This is a genomic window from Acidobacteriota bacterium (assembly GCA_016196035.1).
Classification (GTDB): domain Bacteria; phylum Acidobacteriota; class Blastocatellia; order RBC074; family RBC074; genus JACPYM01.
Genome location: JACPYM010000067.1, coordinates 13,402 through 31,290 on the forward strand (window position 1 = coordinate 13,402; position 17,889 = coordinate 31,290).

Annotated in this window: 13 protein-coding genes and 11 tRNA genes; 16 read left to right on the forward strand and 8 right to left on the reverse strand. The window is 57.4% G+C overall.

Annotated elements, in window-relative coordinates:
• Window positions 1-2: 2 nt before the first annotated feature.
• The 3 genes from HY011_20955 to HY011_20965 form a co-directional block, all read right to left on the reverse strand.
• Window positions 3-1,274 (reverse strand): hypothetical protein, encoded by a 1,272-nt coding sequence (locus HY011_20955; GenBank protein MBI3425410.1) that lies wholly within the window; start codon window positions 1,272-1,274, stop codon window positions 3-5.
• A 63-nt stretch (window positions 1,275-1,337) separates the two neighbouring features.
• On the reverse strand, window positions 1,338-2,690 hold the full coding sequence (locus HY011_20960) for a DUF1552 domain-containing protein (protein MBI3425411.1): 1,353 nt from the start codon (window positions 2,688-2,690) through the stop codon (window positions 1,338-1,340).
• Between the two features lie 113 nt (window positions 2,691-2,803).
• On the reverse strand, window positions 2,804-5,317 hold the full coding sequence (locus HY011_20965) for a DUF1592 domain-containing protein (protein ID MBI3425412.1): 2,514 nt from the start codon (window positions 5,315-5,317) through the stop codon (window positions 2,804-2,806).
• A gap of 521 nt (window positions 5,318-5,838) precedes the next feature.
• Here HY011_20965 and HY011_20970 point away from each other — a divergent pair.
• The 12 genes from HY011_20970 to HY011_21025 all read left to right on the forward strand — a co-directional run bounded on the left by HY011_20970 (window position 5,839) and on the right by HY011_21025 (window position 7,425).
• On the forward strand, window positions 5,839-6,012 hold the full coding sequence (locus HY011_20970; protein ID MBI3425413.1) for a hypothetical protein: 174 nt from the start codon (window positions 5,839-5,841) through the stop codon (window positions 6,010-6,012).
• 150 nt (window positions 6,013-6,162) lie between these two features.
• Window positions 6,163-6,247, forward strand: a tRNA-Tyr gene (locus tag HY011_20975).
• Between the two features lie 17 nt (window positions 6,248-6,264).
• A tRNA-Trp gene (locus tag HY011_20980) sits at window positions 6,265-6,336 on the forward strand.
• Between the two features lie 22 nt (window positions 6,337-6,358).
• Window positions 6,359-6,444 (forward strand) — tRNA-Ser (locus HY011_20985).
• 68 nt (window positions 6,445-6,512) lie between these two features.
• A tRNA-Ser gene (locus HY011_20990) sits at window positions 6,513-6,595 on the forward strand.
• A 16-nt stretch (window positions 6,596-6,611) separates the two neighbouring features.
• Window positions 6,612-6,688 (forward strand) — tRNA-Leu (locus tag HY011_20995).
• Window positions 6,689-6,692: 4 nt separating this feature from the next.
• A tRNA-Leu gene (locus HY011_21000) sits at window positions 6,693-6,766 on the forward strand.
• Between the two features lie 9 nt (window positions 6,767-6,775).
• Window positions 6,776-6,850 (forward strand) — tRNA-Leu (locus HY011_21005).
• Window positions 6,851-7,010: 160 nt separating this feature from the next.
• Window positions 7,011-7,083, forward strand: a tRNA-Glu gene (locus HY011_21010).
• An 82-nt stretch (window positions 7,084-7,165) separates the two neighbouring features.
• Window positions 7,166-7,238 (forward strand) — tRNA-Lys (locus HY011_21015).
• A 17-nt stretch (window positions 7,239-7,255) separates the two neighbouring features.
• Window positions 7,256-7,345: transfer RNA gene (locus HY011_21020), tRNA-Ile, on the forward strand.
• A gap of 6 nt (window positions 7,346-7,351) precedes the next feature.
• A tRNA-His gene (locus HY011_21025) sits at window positions 7,352-7,425 on the forward strand.
• 13 nt (window positions 7,426-7,438) lie between these two features.
• On the opposite strand, the gene HY011_21030 is transcribed toward HY011_21025, so the two are convergent.
• Together HY011_21030 and HY011_21035 are read right to left on the reverse strand one after the other, a co-directional pair.
• Window positions 7,439-9,442: a PAS domain S-box protein gene (locus tag HY011_21030; GenBank protein MBI3425414.1), complete on the reverse strand. Its 2,004-nt coding sequence runs from the start codon at window positions 9,440-9,442 to the stop codon at window positions 7,439-7,441.
• 134 nt (window positions 9,443-9,576) lie between these two features.
• Window positions 9,577-9,858, reverse strand: coding sequence for a hypothetical protein (locus HY011_21035; protein MBI3425415.1), 282 nt, complete (start codon window positions 9,856-9,858; stop codon window positions 9,577-9,579).
• Between the two features lie 334 nt (window positions 9,859-10,192).
• Here HY011_21035 and HY011_21040 point away from each other — a divergent pair, with 334 nt between their 5' ends.
• The 4 genes from HY011_21040 (at window position 10,193) to HY011_21055 (ending at window position 14,210) form a co-directional block, all read left to right on the forward strand.
• Complete coding sequence (locus HY011_21040; protein MBI3425416.1) at window positions 10,193-11,158, forward strand: PhoH family protein; 966 nt, start codon at window positions 10,193-10,195, stop codon at window positions 11,156-11,158.
• A gap of 1 nt (window position 11,159) precedes the next feature.
• Window positions 11,160-11,642, forward strand: coding sequence for an rRNA maturation RNase YbeY (gene ybeY / locus HY011_21045; protein ID MBI3425417.1), 483 nt, complete (start codon window positions 11,160-11,162; stop codon window positions 11,640-11,642).
• A gap of 36 nt (window positions 11,643-11,678) precedes the next feature.
• Window positions 11,679-13,019, forward strand: coding sequence for an HlyC/CorC family transporter (locus tag HY011_21050; GenBank protein MBI3425418.1), 1,341 nt, complete (start codon window positions 11,679-11,681; stop codon window positions 13,017-13,019).
• Window positions 13,020-13,157: 138 nt separating this feature from the next.
• The gene (locus HY011_21055; protein MBI3425419.1) at window positions 13,158-14,210 is read left to right on the forward strand and encodes a hypothetical protein; all 1,053 of its coding nucleotides are present in this window, start codon (window positions 13,158-13,160) and stop codon (window positions 14,208-14,210) included.
• 102 nt (window positions 14,211-14,312) lie between these two features.
• On the opposite strand, the gene HY011_21060 is transcribed toward HY011_21055, so the two are convergent.
• The 3 genes from HY011_21060 to ntrB all read right to left on the reverse strand — a co-directional run bounded on the left by HY011_21060 (window position 14,313) and on the right by ntrB (window position 17,807).
• Window positions 14,313-15,887 carry an alginate export family protein gene (locus HY011_21060; protein ID MBI3425420.1) on the reverse strand — a complete coding sequence of 525 codons (1,575 nt, stop codon included), beginning with the start codon at window positions 15,885-15,887 and terminating at the stop codon, window positions 14,313-14,315.
• 150 nt (window positions 15,888-16,037) lie between these two features.
• Window positions 16,038-16,868, reverse strand: a complete 831-nt coding sequence (locus HY011_21065) for an ABC transporter ATP-binding protein (GenBank protein MBI3425421.1) — start codon at window positions 16,866-16,868, stop codon at window positions 16,038-16,040.
• A 90-nt stretch (window positions 16,869-16,958) separates the two neighbouring features.
• Window positions 16,959-17,807: a nitrate ABC transporter permease gene (ntrB, locus tag HY011_21070; protein ID MBI3425422.1), complete on the reverse strand. Its 849-nt coding sequence runs from the start codon at window positions 17,805-17,807 to the stop codon at window positions 16,959-16,961.
• Window positions 17,808-17,889: the final 82 nt, after the last annotated feature.

Sequence of the window (17,889 nt, forward strand, 5' to 3'; positions counted from 1 at the left end):
AGCTACGGCTTATCCGGCGCGATGTAATGCGTCGTGACCAAATCAAAATGGCTTTTGTACAGGCCCGCATCGAAGTCTTTCAGAAACACGGTCATCAGTTGCAACAACGTCGCCGCGCGATGGCCCGGCAACGCCGCCGGATGTTGAAAGCGCCCGGAAGCCGAACGTATGAACAGGCTCTTGTCGGTCAACGGCAGCTTGCGCACGTTGTTGGCCCAGGCGGTGAACAGGTCGCCGTCAAACAGGTATTGCTCGACATTCGAGAGGTAATAGGCCGTCACCGTAAAGCCGTTCTTCTTCAGATACTCGCCAATCGCGCCCAGCGCCTTGGGGCCGGCGAAATTGCCGACGACCGGGATGACCATGTTTTTGCGCTGTAGCCCGCGCACGAATTCATAGTCGTCATCGCTCGCCAAAAAATTGCCCGTCTTGCCGTTGAGATCGGTTTGTGCGATCAGGTCTTTCAACACCGGGAAGCCGCCGCCGCCGCGAAAACCGCCGCCGCCAAAGCCGCCGCCGGGGAAGCCGCCGCCGCCACCCGGAGGCGGGCCACCAAAACCGCCGCCGGGATTGTTGGAGCCGCTGCGATAGCTGATGTTCAAGCCGTCAGTGCGAAACGTACTGTAAACATATTCCAACCCCTTCTGATCGTTTTCTGAAAGCGGGAATTGAAAGTCTTCTTGAATCGTCTTGCGAATCTTGGCGAGGTTCGCGGCATAGGCCTTTTCATCCGCCGGTGTCTGGCTGAAATAATCGAGGATGTCGCTGAGCGCCGATTTCGGCGTCACCGCTTTGTCTTTCGGCAACGGACGGCTCAGCAGCAACGCCAGGAACTGCACGCGGTCGGGCGCGTGGTGAAAGACGGCCTTGTAGAGCAGGTGCTGCAATACAGCCTGACGGCGAATGTCCATGATGAAGACGATCTTCGGGCGGATTTTGGCGATGTAGGTGAAGTTCTGTTCCGGCCCTACGCCCAGATAGGCGCCGCCGCTCGCGCCCAGTTGTTTGAGCTTATCCACCACAGTCAGATAGGCCGTCTCGTTCGAGGTGAAATTGTCAGAACGAAAGAAGCCGCCCTCTTCCGACATGTCACGGCTCAGGCGCGCGAACTCGGCGGGCGTCAGGCTTTCTGGTTGATTGGCGGTTTGCTTAGCGGGCGCGGCGGCCGTTTGGGCGACGCTCAAGCCTGGGCTGAGCAGCAGCAGTGCCAACAGCACGACAGATGGTGCGAAGATAAATTTGAGCGGGTTCTTGCTGACCTGGCTAGAAATCATTGTTGGTTCCTTGTTGAATGCTTTCGTGGTTGCCGTTTCAAAACTACCCGCACAGGGTTTCGCTTATGCCTGCAAATCATTCAGGTATTCCAGCTTGCCCGTGCTGTCGCCGATTTTCTCAGGCTGTGCGCCCAGGCAATCCAGCAACGACAGATACAAATTGGTCATCGGCTTGCCGGGTTTGTAGGCGATGTGGCGGCCTGGTTTCAATTGACCGCCGCCGCGTCCAGCCAGCAATACGGGCAGGTCTTCGTGGTTGTGGCGGTTGCCGTCGCTGATGCCCGCGCCGTAAACGATCATCACATTGTCGAGCAGCGTGCCGTTGCCTTCTTTGGCGGCTTTCAGCTTCTTCAAATACGCCGCGAATAGCCCCACGTGATAAGCGTTGATCTGCGCGACCTTTTCGATCCAGTCGGCGTTGTTGCGGTGGTGCGTCAGCGGATGGTGCGGATCGTTGTGGCCGAGTTCGGGATAGACGCGCATGCTGCCTTCGCGCGCGAACATTAACGTCGAAATGCGCGTCAGATCGGTCTGGAACGCGATCATCTGCAAATCGCACATCAGCGTGACGTAGTCGGTGAAGGTGATCGGAATCCCGGCAGGTTTCTCAATGCCGGGGTTGATCTCGCGTTGCTCTTTGGCGGCGGCGGCGATGCGTTGTTCGATCTCGCGGATGGCGTAAAGATATTCATCCAGCTTGCGCTTGTCATTCGCACCTAACGTGGCGGCCAGCTTTTGCGTGTCGCTTTGCACGAGGTCGAGGATGCTCTTGCGATATTCGGCACGGCGCGCGCGGACTTCGGGTGCCAGGCTCAAATCGGTGGTGCCAAAGAGGCGTTCAAAGACCAGACGCGGATTGACTTCGGGCGGATTGGGCGTGGTCGGCGTGCGCCACGAGATGCTGTTCGTATAGGCGCAGCTATAGCCGGAATCGCAGTTGCCAACGGTGCGCGAGTCTTCGCAGCCGAGTTCGAGCGAGGCGAAGCGCGTCTGCTTGCCGATGAGTTGCGCGCCCACCTGATCAGCCGAAATGCCCGCCTGGATGTCGGCCCCAGAGGTTTTTTTGCAATGCACGCCGCTCAAATACGCCGCGCCCGCGCGCCCGTGATCGCCCGGCCCGTCGCCCAGCGCATTGCCGTTGTGATCATCCAAACCGGACAGGACAAAGATGTCTTCGCGCAACGACTCGAGCGGTTTGAGCATCCGCGTGAATTCATAATTCTTGCCGGTTTGCGCGGGTTTCCACCAATTGATATTCACCACGCCGTTGGGCACATACAAAAACGCGAGCCGCACCGGCGGTTTGGCTTGCGCGCTCAGCGCGGGCGTCATCGCGTCGAGCAGCGGCAGCGCGATGGCGGTGCCCAGCCCTTTTAGAAACGTGCGGCGTGGCAGGTGTTTGCGTGTAATCAGCATCTATGGTTCCTCTGTCAGTGGTCAGTGGTCAGTGGTCAGTTGCGTTAGGCTGCCGGTATAGCCTGCATCTCCAATCTCAAATCTCCAATTGAATTGCCGGTATCGAACGACGGTTACATTTTTGCCCGTCGCCGCTGGAACGGCAAGCTATTCGCGATTTCCCAGACCAGGGCGGAGAATTTGTAATCCTTGGCCGCGACATTGGCTGCGATCTGTTTAACCGTCGGTTTGTCGTAACGTTCCAAACCGCGTCCCAGCGCATAGGTCAACAGTTTCTCAGCCAAGCAGCGCGCAAAAGCATCGCGGTCGGCCAGCAACAGCGAACGCAATTGCTCAGGCCCGTTGAAGGTGCGTCCATCGGGCAAGACGCCCGAATCGTCCACCGGGAATTTGCCGTCCATCGTGCGCCACGCGCCGATGGCATTGAACTTTTCGAGGCCGAAACCGAGCGGATCCATGCGCGCGTGGCAGGCCGCACAGGTCGGATTTTTGCGATGCTCTTCCAATTGTTGGCGCAACGAAACGGAACTGCCGACTTTGGTGTCGTCCAGCGTCGGGACATCGGCGGGCGGCGCGGGCGGCGGCGCGTTCAGAATGTTTTCCAGAATCCACTTGCCGCGCAACACGGGCGATGTGCGTGTGGTATACGACGAAACCGTCAGCACGCTGGCTTGGGTCAGGATGCCGCCGCGTTCGGGTTTGTCGGCCAGCGACACACGCCGGAATTCAGGGCCTTTGACGCCCGCGACGCCGTAAAACCGCGCCAGCCGTTCGTTCAGGAACGAATACTTGCCGCCGATGAAATCCACCAGATTGCCGTCCCCGCGCACGATGTTTTCAAAAAACAGCTCCGTCTCGCGGCGAATGGACATGCGCAGGTATTCGTCATACTGCGGGAACTTCTCGCGGTCAGGTTCCAGTGATTCCAGCTTCCGCAACTCCAGCCACTGGCCGGCGAAATTCTCCGCCAGTGCGTGGGCTTTTTCATCTTTGAGCATGCGCGCAATCTGCGCCTGCAACACAGCGGGTTGGCGCAGCGTGCCGTGTTGTGCCGCGCGCATCAATTCGTCATCAGGCATGCTCGACCACAGGAAATATGACAACCGCGATGCTAACTCGTATTGATTGATTGGTTGCCCCGACGTGGCCGCATCGCTGCGGGCGGTTTGCGGCGCTTCGCGCTCGATGCGAAAGAGAAAATGCGGCGAAACGAGAATGGCTTGCAAGGCCACGCAAATGCCTTCTTCAAACGAATCGCCTTTGCTGCGCACGAGTGCGGCCAGGTTGGTGAACTGGTTGACCTCGGCAGGCGTCACCGGGCGGCGAAAGGCGCGGTTTGCCACATGCGTCAGGATGGTGGTCGCGCATTCGTCGCGGTGCGCGCCCGGCGCGTGTCCGCAAATAAAAAGCTTCTGGCGGCTGTCGGGCGTGGGGCCAAGCGTTTGGTTGTAGGGGCCGCCGATGTCCGCGCGTGACACGCGCACGTTGTTGACGGGCGGACGATCCTTCAACCGGTCTTCAAAGGCCTTGCGGCGGCGCGCGTTGACATCCGCCGGGACATCGGCGCGCTCTTTGAACTCCGGCAACGGCGGCTGGGCCTTGGTCGAAGGATTCGCGCCGCCCAAGCTTGGAGGCAGTCCGTCGTACAGATTCAACACCGAAGCCGCAATCCAATGGTCGCCCGCTTTGACACGTGTGCGGAACTCTAGGTTGAAGGCGTCGAAATCCTGCTTGTTTTCGCTGAAAGTCGCGCCGCCTTCGGGATCAAGCGCGCGCGTTTGCACCTGCTGCCCATCCACCCACAATGCAAAGGTCACGGCGGCGGAACCAGCCGGACGTTGGCCGTTCAGATAAAGCTTGAAGGTGTACTCGGCCTCGACCGGAAAGCGCTGCGTCAGGTGCAAGGCATTGGGCAAACTCAACCCGGTTTGGTCGTATTCGGCGAGCGGCGTAAAGCTGGGGGCAATGCGTTGCCCCTTGCCGCGCCGTTCGGTCATGGTGGGTTTTAGCGGCGGCACGCCATACACGGCGGTGCGCGCCACGGTTTCGGCGGCGGTCAAATACTTTTCCATCAGCACGGGCGAGAGCGAAAGCACATCGCCGATGTTGTCGAAGCCGTAGCCTGAATCGTCCTGCGGAAAGTCGTCGGCGGGCGCGAGCGCCACGCCCAACAAATCACGCACGGTGTTGTTGTATTCGGCGCGATTCAAGCGCCGCGCTGTCACACGGCCTGGATCGGGGGCCACCAGTTTGTCTAGGCGAACAAATTCGGCTTCTAGCCATTCAATGACTGCCTTGCGTTCGGCTAGGTCGGGTTGCGGCGCATTCTTCGGTGGCATCTCGCCCGCGTGCAGCCGCGCCACGATGTGTTCCCACTGGGCACGCCTTTCATTGAGTGAAGCTGCCGCACTGAGCGTTTCGAGATTAAGGCTGCCCGCCGCTTTCTTGCCGTTGTGGCAAGCGACGCAGTTGTCGGTCACAAACGGCAGGATCGTTTTCGCAAAGCCGCTGTCAAGGGGGGGCTGTTGTGCTTGCGGTGCACGAGTGCCGCTGGCCAGCCAGCCGCCAAAGGCCAACGCCAAAAGCAACAGGCGCTTGCCCCTGAGATGAATAGTTTGGTGCTTCATAGAATAGAGCGTTTTATCTGATGACGAATTCAAATTGATTTGCCGACGCAAGTAGGAAGTGCGGGAATCCACATGAAATTACCTTGTAGATTCTGCCGTAAAAGACGGCCGGAGCATAGGGCGCGTTTCAGCGTTTTGTTTGTGCGAGGTCAGGTAAAACTGGACCAGTCGTGCTGGCTGGAAAGATAGAGAGCGCGGAGCCGTCCCGCCGCCTGCCCTGATGGCTGCAATCCTGGCAACGACTTTGGCACGCTGTGGTCATTGGGGCGTAAGTAGCAGGATCGTAGATAGTGAAAACATAATAGTAACTCTCCGTGCAAATGGACTGAGTGGCGGAAAGTAATAAAAAATGGACTGGCAATGCGGCTGAGATGTTATTTATCTAAGTAATTATTTAGAAGGTTATTTTTGATATTTGCGAAAATAATACTTGACCGGTTAAACCGGGAAGCGTATAAAGCGGCTTCGCTTTTTACCCTTAAGAGGCTTACTTTTAATTGATGGGCGTTATGACCAAGGCAATGCACAACAGAATATCGGCCAAGTTGGTGGCGGCGGGCTTGGCCCCGTGGCTAGGCGATGCCTGTGCGAGCTTTGGGGCGAATCCCAACTCACCAGTCATCACAATGCTGCGGCAAGGCGGAAACGAGGCCGGTTTGTGCTTCGGTTATGAACGCCTTAGTCGGCACGATTGAACGCGCGGGAGCGGCTTCCCGCTCCCTAAAAATTCCAAAAACTGTAATCATAGTAGGGATTTTCGGATGAGCGGGCCGCTCCAGCGCAAAGCGTGGGGCACCCGCTCTTTCTTTTTGTCGCAGCCATTAAAGCTGCGCATACCCAACAGCGCCGGAGCGGCCAAATGGATTGGCAGCGGACTGTAAACCCGTTGTAGCTGCGTGCTGCAAGTAGGTTCGATTCCTGCCTCCGGCATAGGTGTGTCCATACGTAGGAGCATGGTGTAAGCGGTAACACGCCGGTCTCCAAAACCGATCTTCCGGGTTCGAGTCCTGGTGCTCCTGTTTAGGTCGGCGTGTTCTTTTCGGAGATGTGGCGGAATTGGTAAACGCGCCGGTATGCTAAACTGGAGAGTAACGTCGCTCATGTGGGTTCGAGCCCCACCGTCTCCGCTGTAAGTTAGACTCAGTTATTCGCAAAGTAACTCGGAAGTTACTTTGCCGGGCCGTTGTATGTTAATGGAGGGCTAGTCTAATTGGTAAGGCAGCGGTTTCGAAAACCGCCGAGGTCATACTCTTCAGGGTTCGAGTCCCTGGCTCTCCGCTTTTACAGTTCCCGTGCCGGTGTAGCGTAAAAGGCAAACGCTCTGGGATAAGAAACCAGATATTGCCGGTTCGAGTCCGGTCACCGGCACCAATTGGCGGACGTGGCGCAATCGGTAGACGCGCGGCGTTGAGAGCGCCGCAGTTGGAGGTTCAAATCCTCTCGTCCGCACTTTGACAAGCAAGCGTGGCGCAATTGGGTAGACGCGACCGGCTCAAACCCGGTTGGTTGAAGGTTCGAATCCTTTCGCCTGCATGACGCGGATGTGGCGCAAGTTGGCAGACGCGCTGGTCTCAGAAGCCAGTTGTTGTGGGTTCGATTCCCACCTTCGGCATTGATTTGGAGCGGGCGAACAAGTGTTCGGCTAGGTCTCATAAGCCCGGCGCGTTGGGAGCGTTACCCAAGCCCGCAATGCGGGGCGTTAGGCAAGCGGTCAAGCCGTCAGTCTTTCAAGCTGAAAAGCAAGGGTTCGAATCCCCTACGCCCTACTCATTGTTCATTGTTCATTTGTCATTGTTCATTTGTCATTTGAAAGCGAGTGCGTTGGCGATGACAGATGAACAATGATCTGAGCTTGTGGCCTAATTGGTAAGGCAACGGCCTTTTAAGCCGTGAGATTTGGGTTCGAGTCCCAACAGGCTCATTGCTGTTTGAAAACGCGCTCTCGTAGCTCAATCGGCAGAGCGGCAGGCTTATACCCTGTAAGCGCTAGATCAGCGCGTGATCCGGGTTCGAATCCCGGCGGGAGTACTTATGGCGAGCATAGCTCAGCAGCGTGGAGCGCCCGGCTGTGAACCGGGAGGCCGCCGGTTCGAGTCCGGCTGTTCGCCCTTGGCTTGCTCCTCAGCCATTTCCTTTCTCTGGCATGTTCAACACGCGCGCCAGGGTTTGTAATAACAGACTGGCGGTGTAGGGCTTGGGTAAAAAGGCTTGCGCGCCTTCGTCACTGACTTCGGCGGTTTTGCCGTTGGAGGCCAAGCCGCTGCTGGCGATGATGCGAACGTCGGGTGAGAGTTTGCGCAGGGCGCGGATTAGCGCCACGCCATCCATCAGCGGCATCATCAGATCGGTCAGTACCGCTTTGATCTCGTCGCGGTGTTGCGCGAACAAGGCGATGGCTTCGGCGCCGTCGCTGGCCGTGAGCACACGGTAGTTAAAGGCTTCCAGCGTGGTTTGCGCAATTTGCCGGATCGCCGCTTCGTCGTCTACGACCAGAATCAACTCACTGTGGCCGCGCGGCATTTCAACAGAAGGCAGCGCGTTTAAGTGCGGGTGTGAAGATTCCTGGGCCGGCAGATAAATGCGAAATTCCGAGCCTTTGCCGGGTTCGCTATAAACATTGATGAACCCGTGGTGACCTTTGACAATGCCTAGCACCGTAGAAAGACCGAGGCCGGTGCCGTGGCCGACTTCTTTGGTCGTAAAGAATGGATCGAAAATGCGGGCCAGATTTTCCGGTTTGATGCCTGTGCCGTTGTCGGTGACGATGACGCGCACATAACGGCCCGGTTTCGCATCAGCCGCCATCTCGGCATAGGTTTCATCCACGACGCAATTTTCAGCGACGAGCGATACCGTGCCGCCATCGGGTAAGGCGTCACGGGCATTGATACAAAGGTTCATCAGCACCTGATGCAATTGCGTGGCATCACCATTGATCAGCCAGAGTTCGTCCGGAATTTTGGGTTTAATTTCGATGGAGCGTGGCAGCGTTTCCTTGAGAATCTTGGCGATTTCCTTGATCAAATGCTTGAGTTGCACTGACACGCGTTCGCCGCTGACGCCGCGTGCGAAAGAGAGAATCTGTTTGATCATCCCGCTGCCGCGCTCGGCGTTGGTTTGCAAAATCTCCAGCATCTTGAGAGAGGCTTCATCACTGGTTTTGAGTTGCAGCATTTGCACCGAAAGCATGATCGGGGAAAGAATGTTGTTGAGATCGTGCGCAATGCCGCCCGCGAGCGTGCCGATGCTTTCCATGCGTTGGGCGCGCAGGAATTGGGCTTCGAGTTTTTTCTTTTCGGTGATGTCGGTGTTGGTGATCAGAATGGATTTGGGCTGACCCTGGTTGTCGCGTACCAGTTTCCAGCGGCCTTCCACCACGATCGGTTTGCCCTCGCGATTTTTCTGGTGCAACTCACCGCGCCATTCGCCCGTGTTGAGCGCGGTTTGCGTGGCCTTTTGTAATTCGTCGGTGTTGCCTTGAAAGACCCGCTCGCAAATATCCCGGTTCAGAACTTCTTCTTTAGACCAGCCATAGAGCTTTTCGGCGCTGCGGTTCCAAAACAGGATGCGTTGTTCGAGATCACGCACGATGATGGAATCCTGGGCGTGATCCAGCAGGGCTGCTTGTTCCTGCAAACGTTCTTCGGCGGCGCGGCGGTTGGTGATGTCGCGCAAGATCACGGTGTAAAACTTTTCGCCGCCAATTTGCACCTGCGAGATCGAGGCTTCGACCGGGAACTCTTCACGATTGCGGCGCAGCCCAAAAACTTCGCCCAGGGCGCGCATCGAACGGCGCGTGACGCTGGTTTTACCGAACCCCTCAATGTGTTGGCGATGCGCGGCTCGATAGCGGTCGGGAATAAACCGGTCGAGCGGTTGGCCGAGAGCTTCGGCGGCGGAATACCCGAACATCTTTTCCGCGGCGGTGTTGAAAATGGTGACCCGTTGCGCGGCATCCACCGTGAGGATGGCATCCATCGCCGAGGAAATAATGCCCGCCAGTTGTTCCTGCTGTTCATGCAACAGCGTTTCGATTTTGCGCTGTTGCGCAAGCTCGCTTAGCAAATCCGCGTTGGCCGTAGCCAGTGTGGAATTGTCTTTTAGATTGCTCGTGAATGGTTCCATAAAAGCCAAACCAAGTTGCGCGGCTCTACCTTGGGGACTACTGCGGTTTACGTGAATAACTTGATTCTAAGGCTTGACCGCAAGGATTGAAAAAGATTTGCGGTCAGCGGGCGATTTATCTTTACGTTTTTACCTTAGTTTCCTGTTGGCACGCCTGCAAAGCTGCTCAAAGCCGACAAGCGGCCATCAAGTTGCTCCCAATAACCATCGGTGATCTCGCGGCTATATTTTTCGGGCACACCGGCGCGCGTGGCCGTGACTTGCAAGCCCAGGTGCATCAACTCTCGTCCATGCGGCAGGTGCCATAAGATATTGGCGACGGCCAGATGGCGCGCGTGATTGAAACCGGGCAAGCGCCCGGCAAAAAACAGGGTCAGGATGGGTTCATAACGTTGTTCGATTTCTTGTGGACTCATATTCGTTGACCTCCAAAAGGAAAAGCCGCCCGGCAGATAATCTACCGGGCGGCGGTTGGGCAAATGAAAATCCGTTCGAGCGTTGTTGGCCGTTGCCATGTCGCCCGAACGGACAAACGCAGTTTAGGCCTTCAACGGTTAGCGCGCAAGCGTTGAAGGAAGCATGAACAATACATTGACACTCCGTAAAACCGTGTAGTAGCTTTGCCTGGCGTTAAGCAACACGATTGGCAAATTCACCGGCGCGGCCCCGTTGGCCTGACTGGCAAAGCTGTTGATCAACTGTGAATTACGCCTGGGTGGCGCGGTTCACGCAGACCGGAGCTAGAAACACCTGCGAAGCGTTAAAATCTCCATTCCTGAGCGCGGCCTCGAAGCCCTTTTCGGCCCTTACGATCAGAACATCAAGTATCTGGAATCCTTGCTGAGCGTGCGTGTCGGTGGGCGCGGCAACGAACTCACCGTCGAAGGCGATGAGTCCGATGTGCCCATCGTCGAACGCATCCTGAAAGATTACGGACAGTTGTTTGCCGAAGGGAAGACGCCGCCCACCGATGTCGAATTGCGCGATGCGTTCCGGCAGATTGCCGATGACCGCACGGCTTCGTTGCGCGATGTCTTCAACAAACAGAAGCGCATCAATCCCGCCGGACGCAAACAGGTCGCCGCCCGCAGCGCCAATCAGCGCAAATATATGGAAGCCATCGAGCAATACGACATCGTGTTTGGCGTCGGCGTGGCGGGCACGGGCAAGACTTATTTAGCCGTGGCGATGGCGGTGCAATACTTGATGCAAAAGCGCGTCAACCGCATTGTGCTGGCGCGTCCGGCCGTCGAGGCGGGCGAAAAGTTGGGCTTTCTGCCTGGTGATTTGCAAGACAAGGTTGATCCGTATTTGCGCCCGCTATATGACGCGCTCTTCGATCTGATTGATTACGAACGCGCCACCAAGCTGCTGGAAAAGCGCGTGATCGAAGTCGCGCCGCTGGCGTTTATGCGTGGCCGCACACTGGCAGACGCCTTCATCATCTTGGACGAAGCGCAAAATACGACTTCGGAGCAAATGAAGATGTTTCTGACACGCATCGGCTTCGGGTCAAAAGCGGTCATCACCGGCGACGTGACGCAAATTGATTTGCCGTCGGGCCGCAAATCCGGCTTGGTCGAAGCGCAACGCGTGGTCAACGGCATCGAGGGCATCGCGTTCATTCAGTTCACCGAGCAGGACGTCGTGCGCCATCATCTGGTGCAGATGATTATCAAGGCCTACGATGAACACACGCGCAAGATCAGCATCTAGCATGGGCAGCCGTCAGCGGCAGACCATTTCTTTGACAGCCGGGCCGTTGATTGAAGTCGTCAATCGCCAGCGCACCAAGACCGTGGATGCCAAGCGCGCGGCGCAATTGGCGCGGGCCGTCTTGAATAAAATTGGCGCGGGCGAGGCGACGCTGACGATCAGCTTTATTCGTGATCGCCGCATGCGCGAGTTAAACCGCACCTATCGTGGCATAGACGCGCCGACCGATGTGCTCTCGTTTGCTTATCATGAAAGTGAAGATGCCTATGAATTCGCCGCTGACGCCCAGCATCTCGGTGATCTGGTGATTTCGGTCGAGACGGCGGAGCGTTATGCCGGTGAATTGGGAGTGAGCCTGGCGCGTGAGATCGAACATCTGGTGATTCACGGCGCTTTGCATTTGGCCGGTTATGATCACGAAACCGACCAGGGCGAAATGAACCGCTTGGAACGCCGTTTACGTAAACAATTGCTCAGCACCTGACGTCTTGGGTCTGAAGTCTGAGGTCTGAAGTCTGCAATGGAAGCTGAAATAGTTTTGACCGGCGTCTTAACGTTGGCGCTGGTCTTATTTGCCACCGCCAAAAGCGCCCTTGACGAACTGAGCGATGTTTCGCTGCGTTTGTTGGCCAGCGAAAGCAACGGCACCCCGCACGCCGCGTTCTGGCACGAAATCATCGAGCACCATCATCAACTCAACTTTACCCTCACCTCGGGCATTCATTTCTCGATTGCCGCGATTGCCATTCTGCTGACTTCGATTGCGCATCAACTTTGGCCCACTTTCTTTTTGGCGTTTGCCTTTGCCGCGATGCTGGTGACGCTGGTGATTTTCCGCCAGGTCGTCCCGCTGCTCATCACGCAAAACCATCCTGAACGCGCTTTGTTGCGCTTGCGGTGGCCGCTGCGCGTGAGCTGGCGCACGCTGGGCTTTTTTACCTGGCCGGTCTATCGCAGCCTGCGCGCGCTCAAGCGGAAGCGCGACGAAGTGCAAACCGCCGCCACCGAAAGCGAGGATGCCGAAAGCGAGTTGCAGGCCCTGATTGATGTTGGCGAAGAAGAGGGCATTATTGAAGAAAGCGAAGGCGCGATGATTCAATCCATCATCCGCTTCGGCGACCGCACCGTCGTCGAAGTGATGACCCCGCGCCCCAGCATCGTCGCCATCGAAGCGCGCGCCACTTTGCAGGAAGTGCGCGACCTGATCGTGCAATCGAAATACTCGCGCCTGCCCGTTTACCGCGATCAACTCGATGACATTTTCGGCGTGATCTATGTACGCGACTTGCTCAGTTATTGGGCCAGCGGCGGTTCTGACAATCTCAAACTCAAACGCGCCGGCGAGATTGCGCGCAAGAACCTTTACGAAGTGCCCGAAACCAAACCGATTGACGAACTCTTGCGCGAGATGCAGAAAGCCAAAGCGCAAATGGCCGTCGTCATTGATGAATTCGGCGGCGTCGCCGGTTTGGTGACGCTGGAAGACCTGCTTGAAGAAATCGTCGGCGAAATCGAAGACGAAGACGAACCCGAACCGCAAGCCGCTGAGGTCGAAATCATCAACGAAGAGGATGGTTGTTATATCGTGCGCGGGCAGGTTGAAGTCGGCAAGGTCGAACGTCTGTTTGACGCCGAACTGGCGGCGGACGATTTCACCACCATCGCCGGACTGGTGATCAATCAACTCGGCCATCTGCCGGCGGTTGGTGAGACCCTCGACTTTCGCGGCCTCGATTTTGAAGTGTTGGAAGCCGATGAACGCCGCGTCTCGCGCCTGCGCATTCGCCGTCAAACCGCCGGGCAAGAGGCCGCAGCGCGCGCGGCAGAGGCCAGCACCGCCGCTCAAAAGCATGATAAATAGCCACGCGGCAAGCCCTGCTGCGGCGCTTGCCTTTACGTGCACTTACCTGATTTGGGCAGGGCACGGGCGCTGTTATGATGCGCCTCGCAGTGCGCTGCAATTCTCACTCACAAACTTCATGACAAAGGAGCCAATTCCATGACATCACGCAAATGTTTCGTATTGCTTATCCTGGCAGCATTGACCAGCAGCGTCTTTGCGCAAGCTTCAAAACCCAAACCCGCTGAAGACAAATCCGCCGGGGCCGCCAAAGGCGCTGGACAGATGGCTGTGCCCACTGGCAAGCCCGTACTCTGGCGCGATCCCGGCGCAGTCGAAAAGCTGGACCTGGCCGGCGGTGCGGCGGGCCGCGCAGGTGCCCCCAAACCGCCCTTCACTTTTGTCGAAGAGAGCCTTTCGGGCACCAATCCCAAAGTCAAAATCACGGACGCCAACAAGGTGCAATGGACGATGAAATTCGGCTCTGAGGTCAATGCCGAAGTCTTTGCCTCGCGCCTCGTTTGGGCGGTCGGCTATTTCGTCGAGCCGGCGTTTTATGTGGCGCGCGGCACGGTGCAGGGGGTCAACGGCGCTTCGTTCAAGCGCGTCAAAAAAGACATGCTTGATCCGGCCACCGGCCATTTCACCGCCGCCCGTTTCGAGCGCCAGAAAGACAAAGGTGTGAAGAAGTTTGAAGACGCCGAGAGCTGGGCTTATGAAGACAACCCTTTCTTGAAAACGCCCGAAGGCAACCGCCAACTCAACGGCCTGAAAGTGATGATGATGCTCGTCTCGAACTGGGACAACAAAGACGTGCGCGATGCCGGGCGCGGCTCGAACACAGCGCTCTTTCAATATCCGAACGAACTGCGCTATCTCGTCACCGATTGGGGCGGCACGATGGGCAAATGGGGTGGCGTGCTCAGTCGCGAGAAATGGGATTGCAAAGGCTTCGCGGGGCAAACCAAAGATTTCGTCAAAGATGTGCGCAATGGCGAAGTGCGCTTTGGTTATTCGGGCCAGCACACCGGCACTTTTGTCAAAGGCATCACGCCCGCCGATGTGAAATGGCTGCTCGGTTATCTGGGCCGCATCACGGATGTGCAAATGTATGAGGCGCTCAAGGCCAGCGGCGCGGCGCCCGAAGACGTCACTTGTTTTACGACGGCGTTGCGTGAGCGCATTGGACAGTTAAAGCAGGTCGCGCAGTAACGACAACTTGCTAAAGAAACCACGGGGGGCACGGGGAACGCTGGGAAGCGGATGTCATTTGCCCTCCCAGCGTTTCCCGTGCCCCCCGTGGTTTTTCCCGCCTCAGAATTTCTGTAACAACTCCACGTAGGCAAAATGGCCGCCCGGGTTGCTGCCGCCCAGCGGATAAATCGCCGCTTGCACGTTGCCGCCGCGCATCCCGCCAAGATAGAACGTCAGCGTCGTGCGTGACGTGACCGTGATGTCCGTACTTGCGTCAAACAGCCAGCCCAGGCTTTGCTTGCCGCCGGTCGCGCGCCCGACAAAACCGAAGCTGCGTTTTTGAAACGCGCCGCCGCCGACATACCACAGATCGTTTTTGTTACTCAGCCGCAGGTGGTGCGCATCTAATCGCGTTGCCAATTTGGCGTGCGGTTTCAGCCGCAACTCGGCAAAGACGTCTTCGTTGTTCATCGCATTGAAATACGGTGTACGCGCGTAAATGCGGGGCGTCGGTAGCATCTGGAAAAACGTCGTGTGCTTGCTATCCGCCGCGTTGCCATCGCCCGTGCTGCGGAAATAGCCGCCGCGCAGCCAGGGCTTCAGCCGGTTGGCGAATTTGTTACCCGCGAATGAATACCCCGCTTCGGCGGCGATGGCCCCGGCGCGCTGATCCTGATTGCCCCACGCGCCGAATTGACCCGCGCCCCAAAGCAGCCAATCGGCTTTGCCTTGGCCCGCTTTGCGGACGCCGATGTAATGCCCGCCGACCGTCGTCACGCGGATGTTTTCTTTATCCAGCGTGCGCAAGGCCGCGCTGCGATTGTCGGTTTTGAGCACCGGACGGCCATCGTGGTAATGCGTGACAAAGGTTCGCACTTCGCTTTCGCCCGCTTTGGCTTTGATGGGTTTGGTAAAGGCCGTGTACCAGATGTCTACGTCGAGTTCGTCATTGCCGTTGAGTTGGAAGACGCCTTCGGTCGGACGCGCGCCGAAGAAGGTCAGATTGCCCGCTTTGAAATTGCGCCCGAATTGCACCCCGTCAAAGCTGCGCCCGACGTGTGAGAAGCCGAACGCGCCGATCAGCCGTTGTGAGATGTGATCGCGTTTGACCGTCGCCAGCGTCACATCGGTCGGCAACACTTCCAGGCCATCGTTGAATTCAAAGCGGCCCAGCTTCAGGCTGCTGGCTTTGTCGCCGAACAAACCTTTGAAGCGGACAAAACCCTGTTTGAAAATCAGGCTCGCGTTCTGTTCGCCGCTGCCTGCGAAATACGTTGCGCCAAGACCGAGTTGGCCTTGTGGCGCGGCGGCAATCGAATGTGCCGGTACGTTCATCAGCACGGGCACTTCGCCTTCCAGTTGCCATTCATATTTTTCCTTGCTCTGACTAAAACCGAAACGCAGTTGCGCCGCGCCAAAGGTGTAAGACGGATCGGCCTTGTCGGTCTCGAACCAATCCCAGTTTTCGGCGCGCAAACGCAGGCTGCCCGAAAACGTCACGCTACCTAGTTTGATCGGCGCAGCCGCGGCGGCGGGTTTCGGTGCGGCGACGGGCGCTAGTGTAGGTGTGGCTTTGGCGACGGGGGCGACAGGCGTCGCCGCCACGTTGGCCTGTTGCGCCAGTCCCGCCGATTGACTGAGCGCGACAAGCAAGAGTGCAGTGACGAAATAGCAGAGTTTTTTGGTGGCGTACATAGTTCTAATCCTCCTGCAAAAAGATAAAGCTCACGCCGAACGGATAAGTTGCGCACTCCGTCATTGCGAGCCAATGTGTGTTGGTGGAAAAGGTTGGTGTGTTGAGAGGCGCCGTCAGATGCGATGCTGCGAGTGGTACCGCACCAAGCGTCAAGCCGCCGCGCGTTTGTGCACGGCAAAGGCGTCCATCAGCAGATACAGCAAACGGTCGTGGACTTCGACGTATTCCTTTAGATGGACGATGGAGCGTTTGTCGCGCGGGCCTGGGATGTTGACCTCGATTACTTCGCCAATGACGGCAGCGGGGCCGTTGGTCATCACCACGATCTTGTCGGAAAGAAAGATCGCTTCTTCGATGTCGTGGGTGACGATCAGCACGGTATCGGTTTGGTTTTCGAGCGCGAGCAGCTTGACCAACTCTTCGTGCAGCGACGATTTGGTCAGCGCATCGAGCGCGCCGAAGGGTTCATCCAGCAACAAGACTTCGGGGTGAATGGCGAACGCGCGCGCGATGGCGACGCGCTGTTTCATCCCGCCCGACAGTTGCGCCGGTTTCTTATCGCGATGCTCCCACAGATTGACCTTCTGCAAAAAGCTCTCGACCGTCGCGGCCTTGTCGCGCTTGCTCAATTCGGTACGGACGGAATCCACGGCTTCAAAGATGTTTTGATACACCGTCAGCCAGGGCAGCAGCGAATAGTTTTGAAAGACGATGCCGCGATCCGGCCCCGGCGCGTCAATGGTCACGCCGCCCAACACGATTTCGCCCGCGCTCGGTTTGACTAATCCGCCGATGGCATTGAGCAACGTAGATTTGCCGCAGCCCGAATGCCCGATCAGCGCCACCGTCTGGCCGCGCGCAATCGTCAGGTTGATGTTTTTGACCGCCGTGAATGGGCCGCGCGGCGTGTCGAAGCGGATCGTCAAATCGCGCACCTGCAAATACTCGGTCGTGTGAACAGGAGAAGGAGGTCTATTCATAATTGATAGTTGACAATTGATAGTTGATAGTTGGTTGGCCGACAGTCGAAGCCTCCGAGCGGGGCACTATCAACTGTCAACTATCCACTATCAACTGTAAGAAAACCGTTTCGCCACCAGATCGAAGCCACGATCCAGCAACAAGCCAACGATGCCAATGAGCAGAATGGCCGACATCACGCGCTCCAGGCTGAGCGCGTTCCAGCTATCCCAGACGAAAAAGCCGATGCCGATGCCGCCGGAAAGCATTTCGCCCGCGACGATCACCAGCCAGGCGACGCCGATGCTCAAGCGCAACCCAGTCAAGATGTGTGGCAGTGCGAACGGAATCAGGATGCGGCGCAGGTAGCGGCTTTTTGAAAAAGCGAACGCGCGCGCCACGTTGCGGTGATCATCCGGCAACGAGGCCACACCGAACGCCGTGTTGATCAACGTCGGCCAGAGCGACGTGATGAAGATGACGAAGATCGTCGCTTCGCCCGCGTGCTTGAAGACGGCCAAGCCAATCGGGAACCACGCCAGCGGCGAGACCGGGCGCAGCAATTGGACGATGGGATAAAACAGCTTCTTGCAGGTCGTGCTGGCACCGATTAACAAGCCCATCGGAATTGCGACCAGCGAACCCAGACCGAAGCCGATGAAGACACGCAGCAGCGAACTTGCCATTTGGATGCCGACGCCTTTGTCATTCGGCCCGTTGTCATAAAACGGATGACTGACCAGTTGCCACAGCACGGCCAGCGTTTTGATTGGTCCTGGCAAGGCGTCTTGCGATAATCCGCTGACCAGGCCCCAACCCGCCAACAACAAGGCAAAGCCCGCGAACATCCAGGCGCAAGAGATGAGGGACGCCTTGGCGGAGGCGAGCAGCTTGCCGAAGGAGAATCTTTGCAAGCGGCTCTTGGGCCAGCTTGCTGTGATAACGGCTTCTTCTTTCATAACAACTCCCTAAAGCTGTCCGACAAGCTGCCAGCCTTGTCATTACCCAAATCTTTTCTCTTTGCGCCGGAGGCGCAGCGGA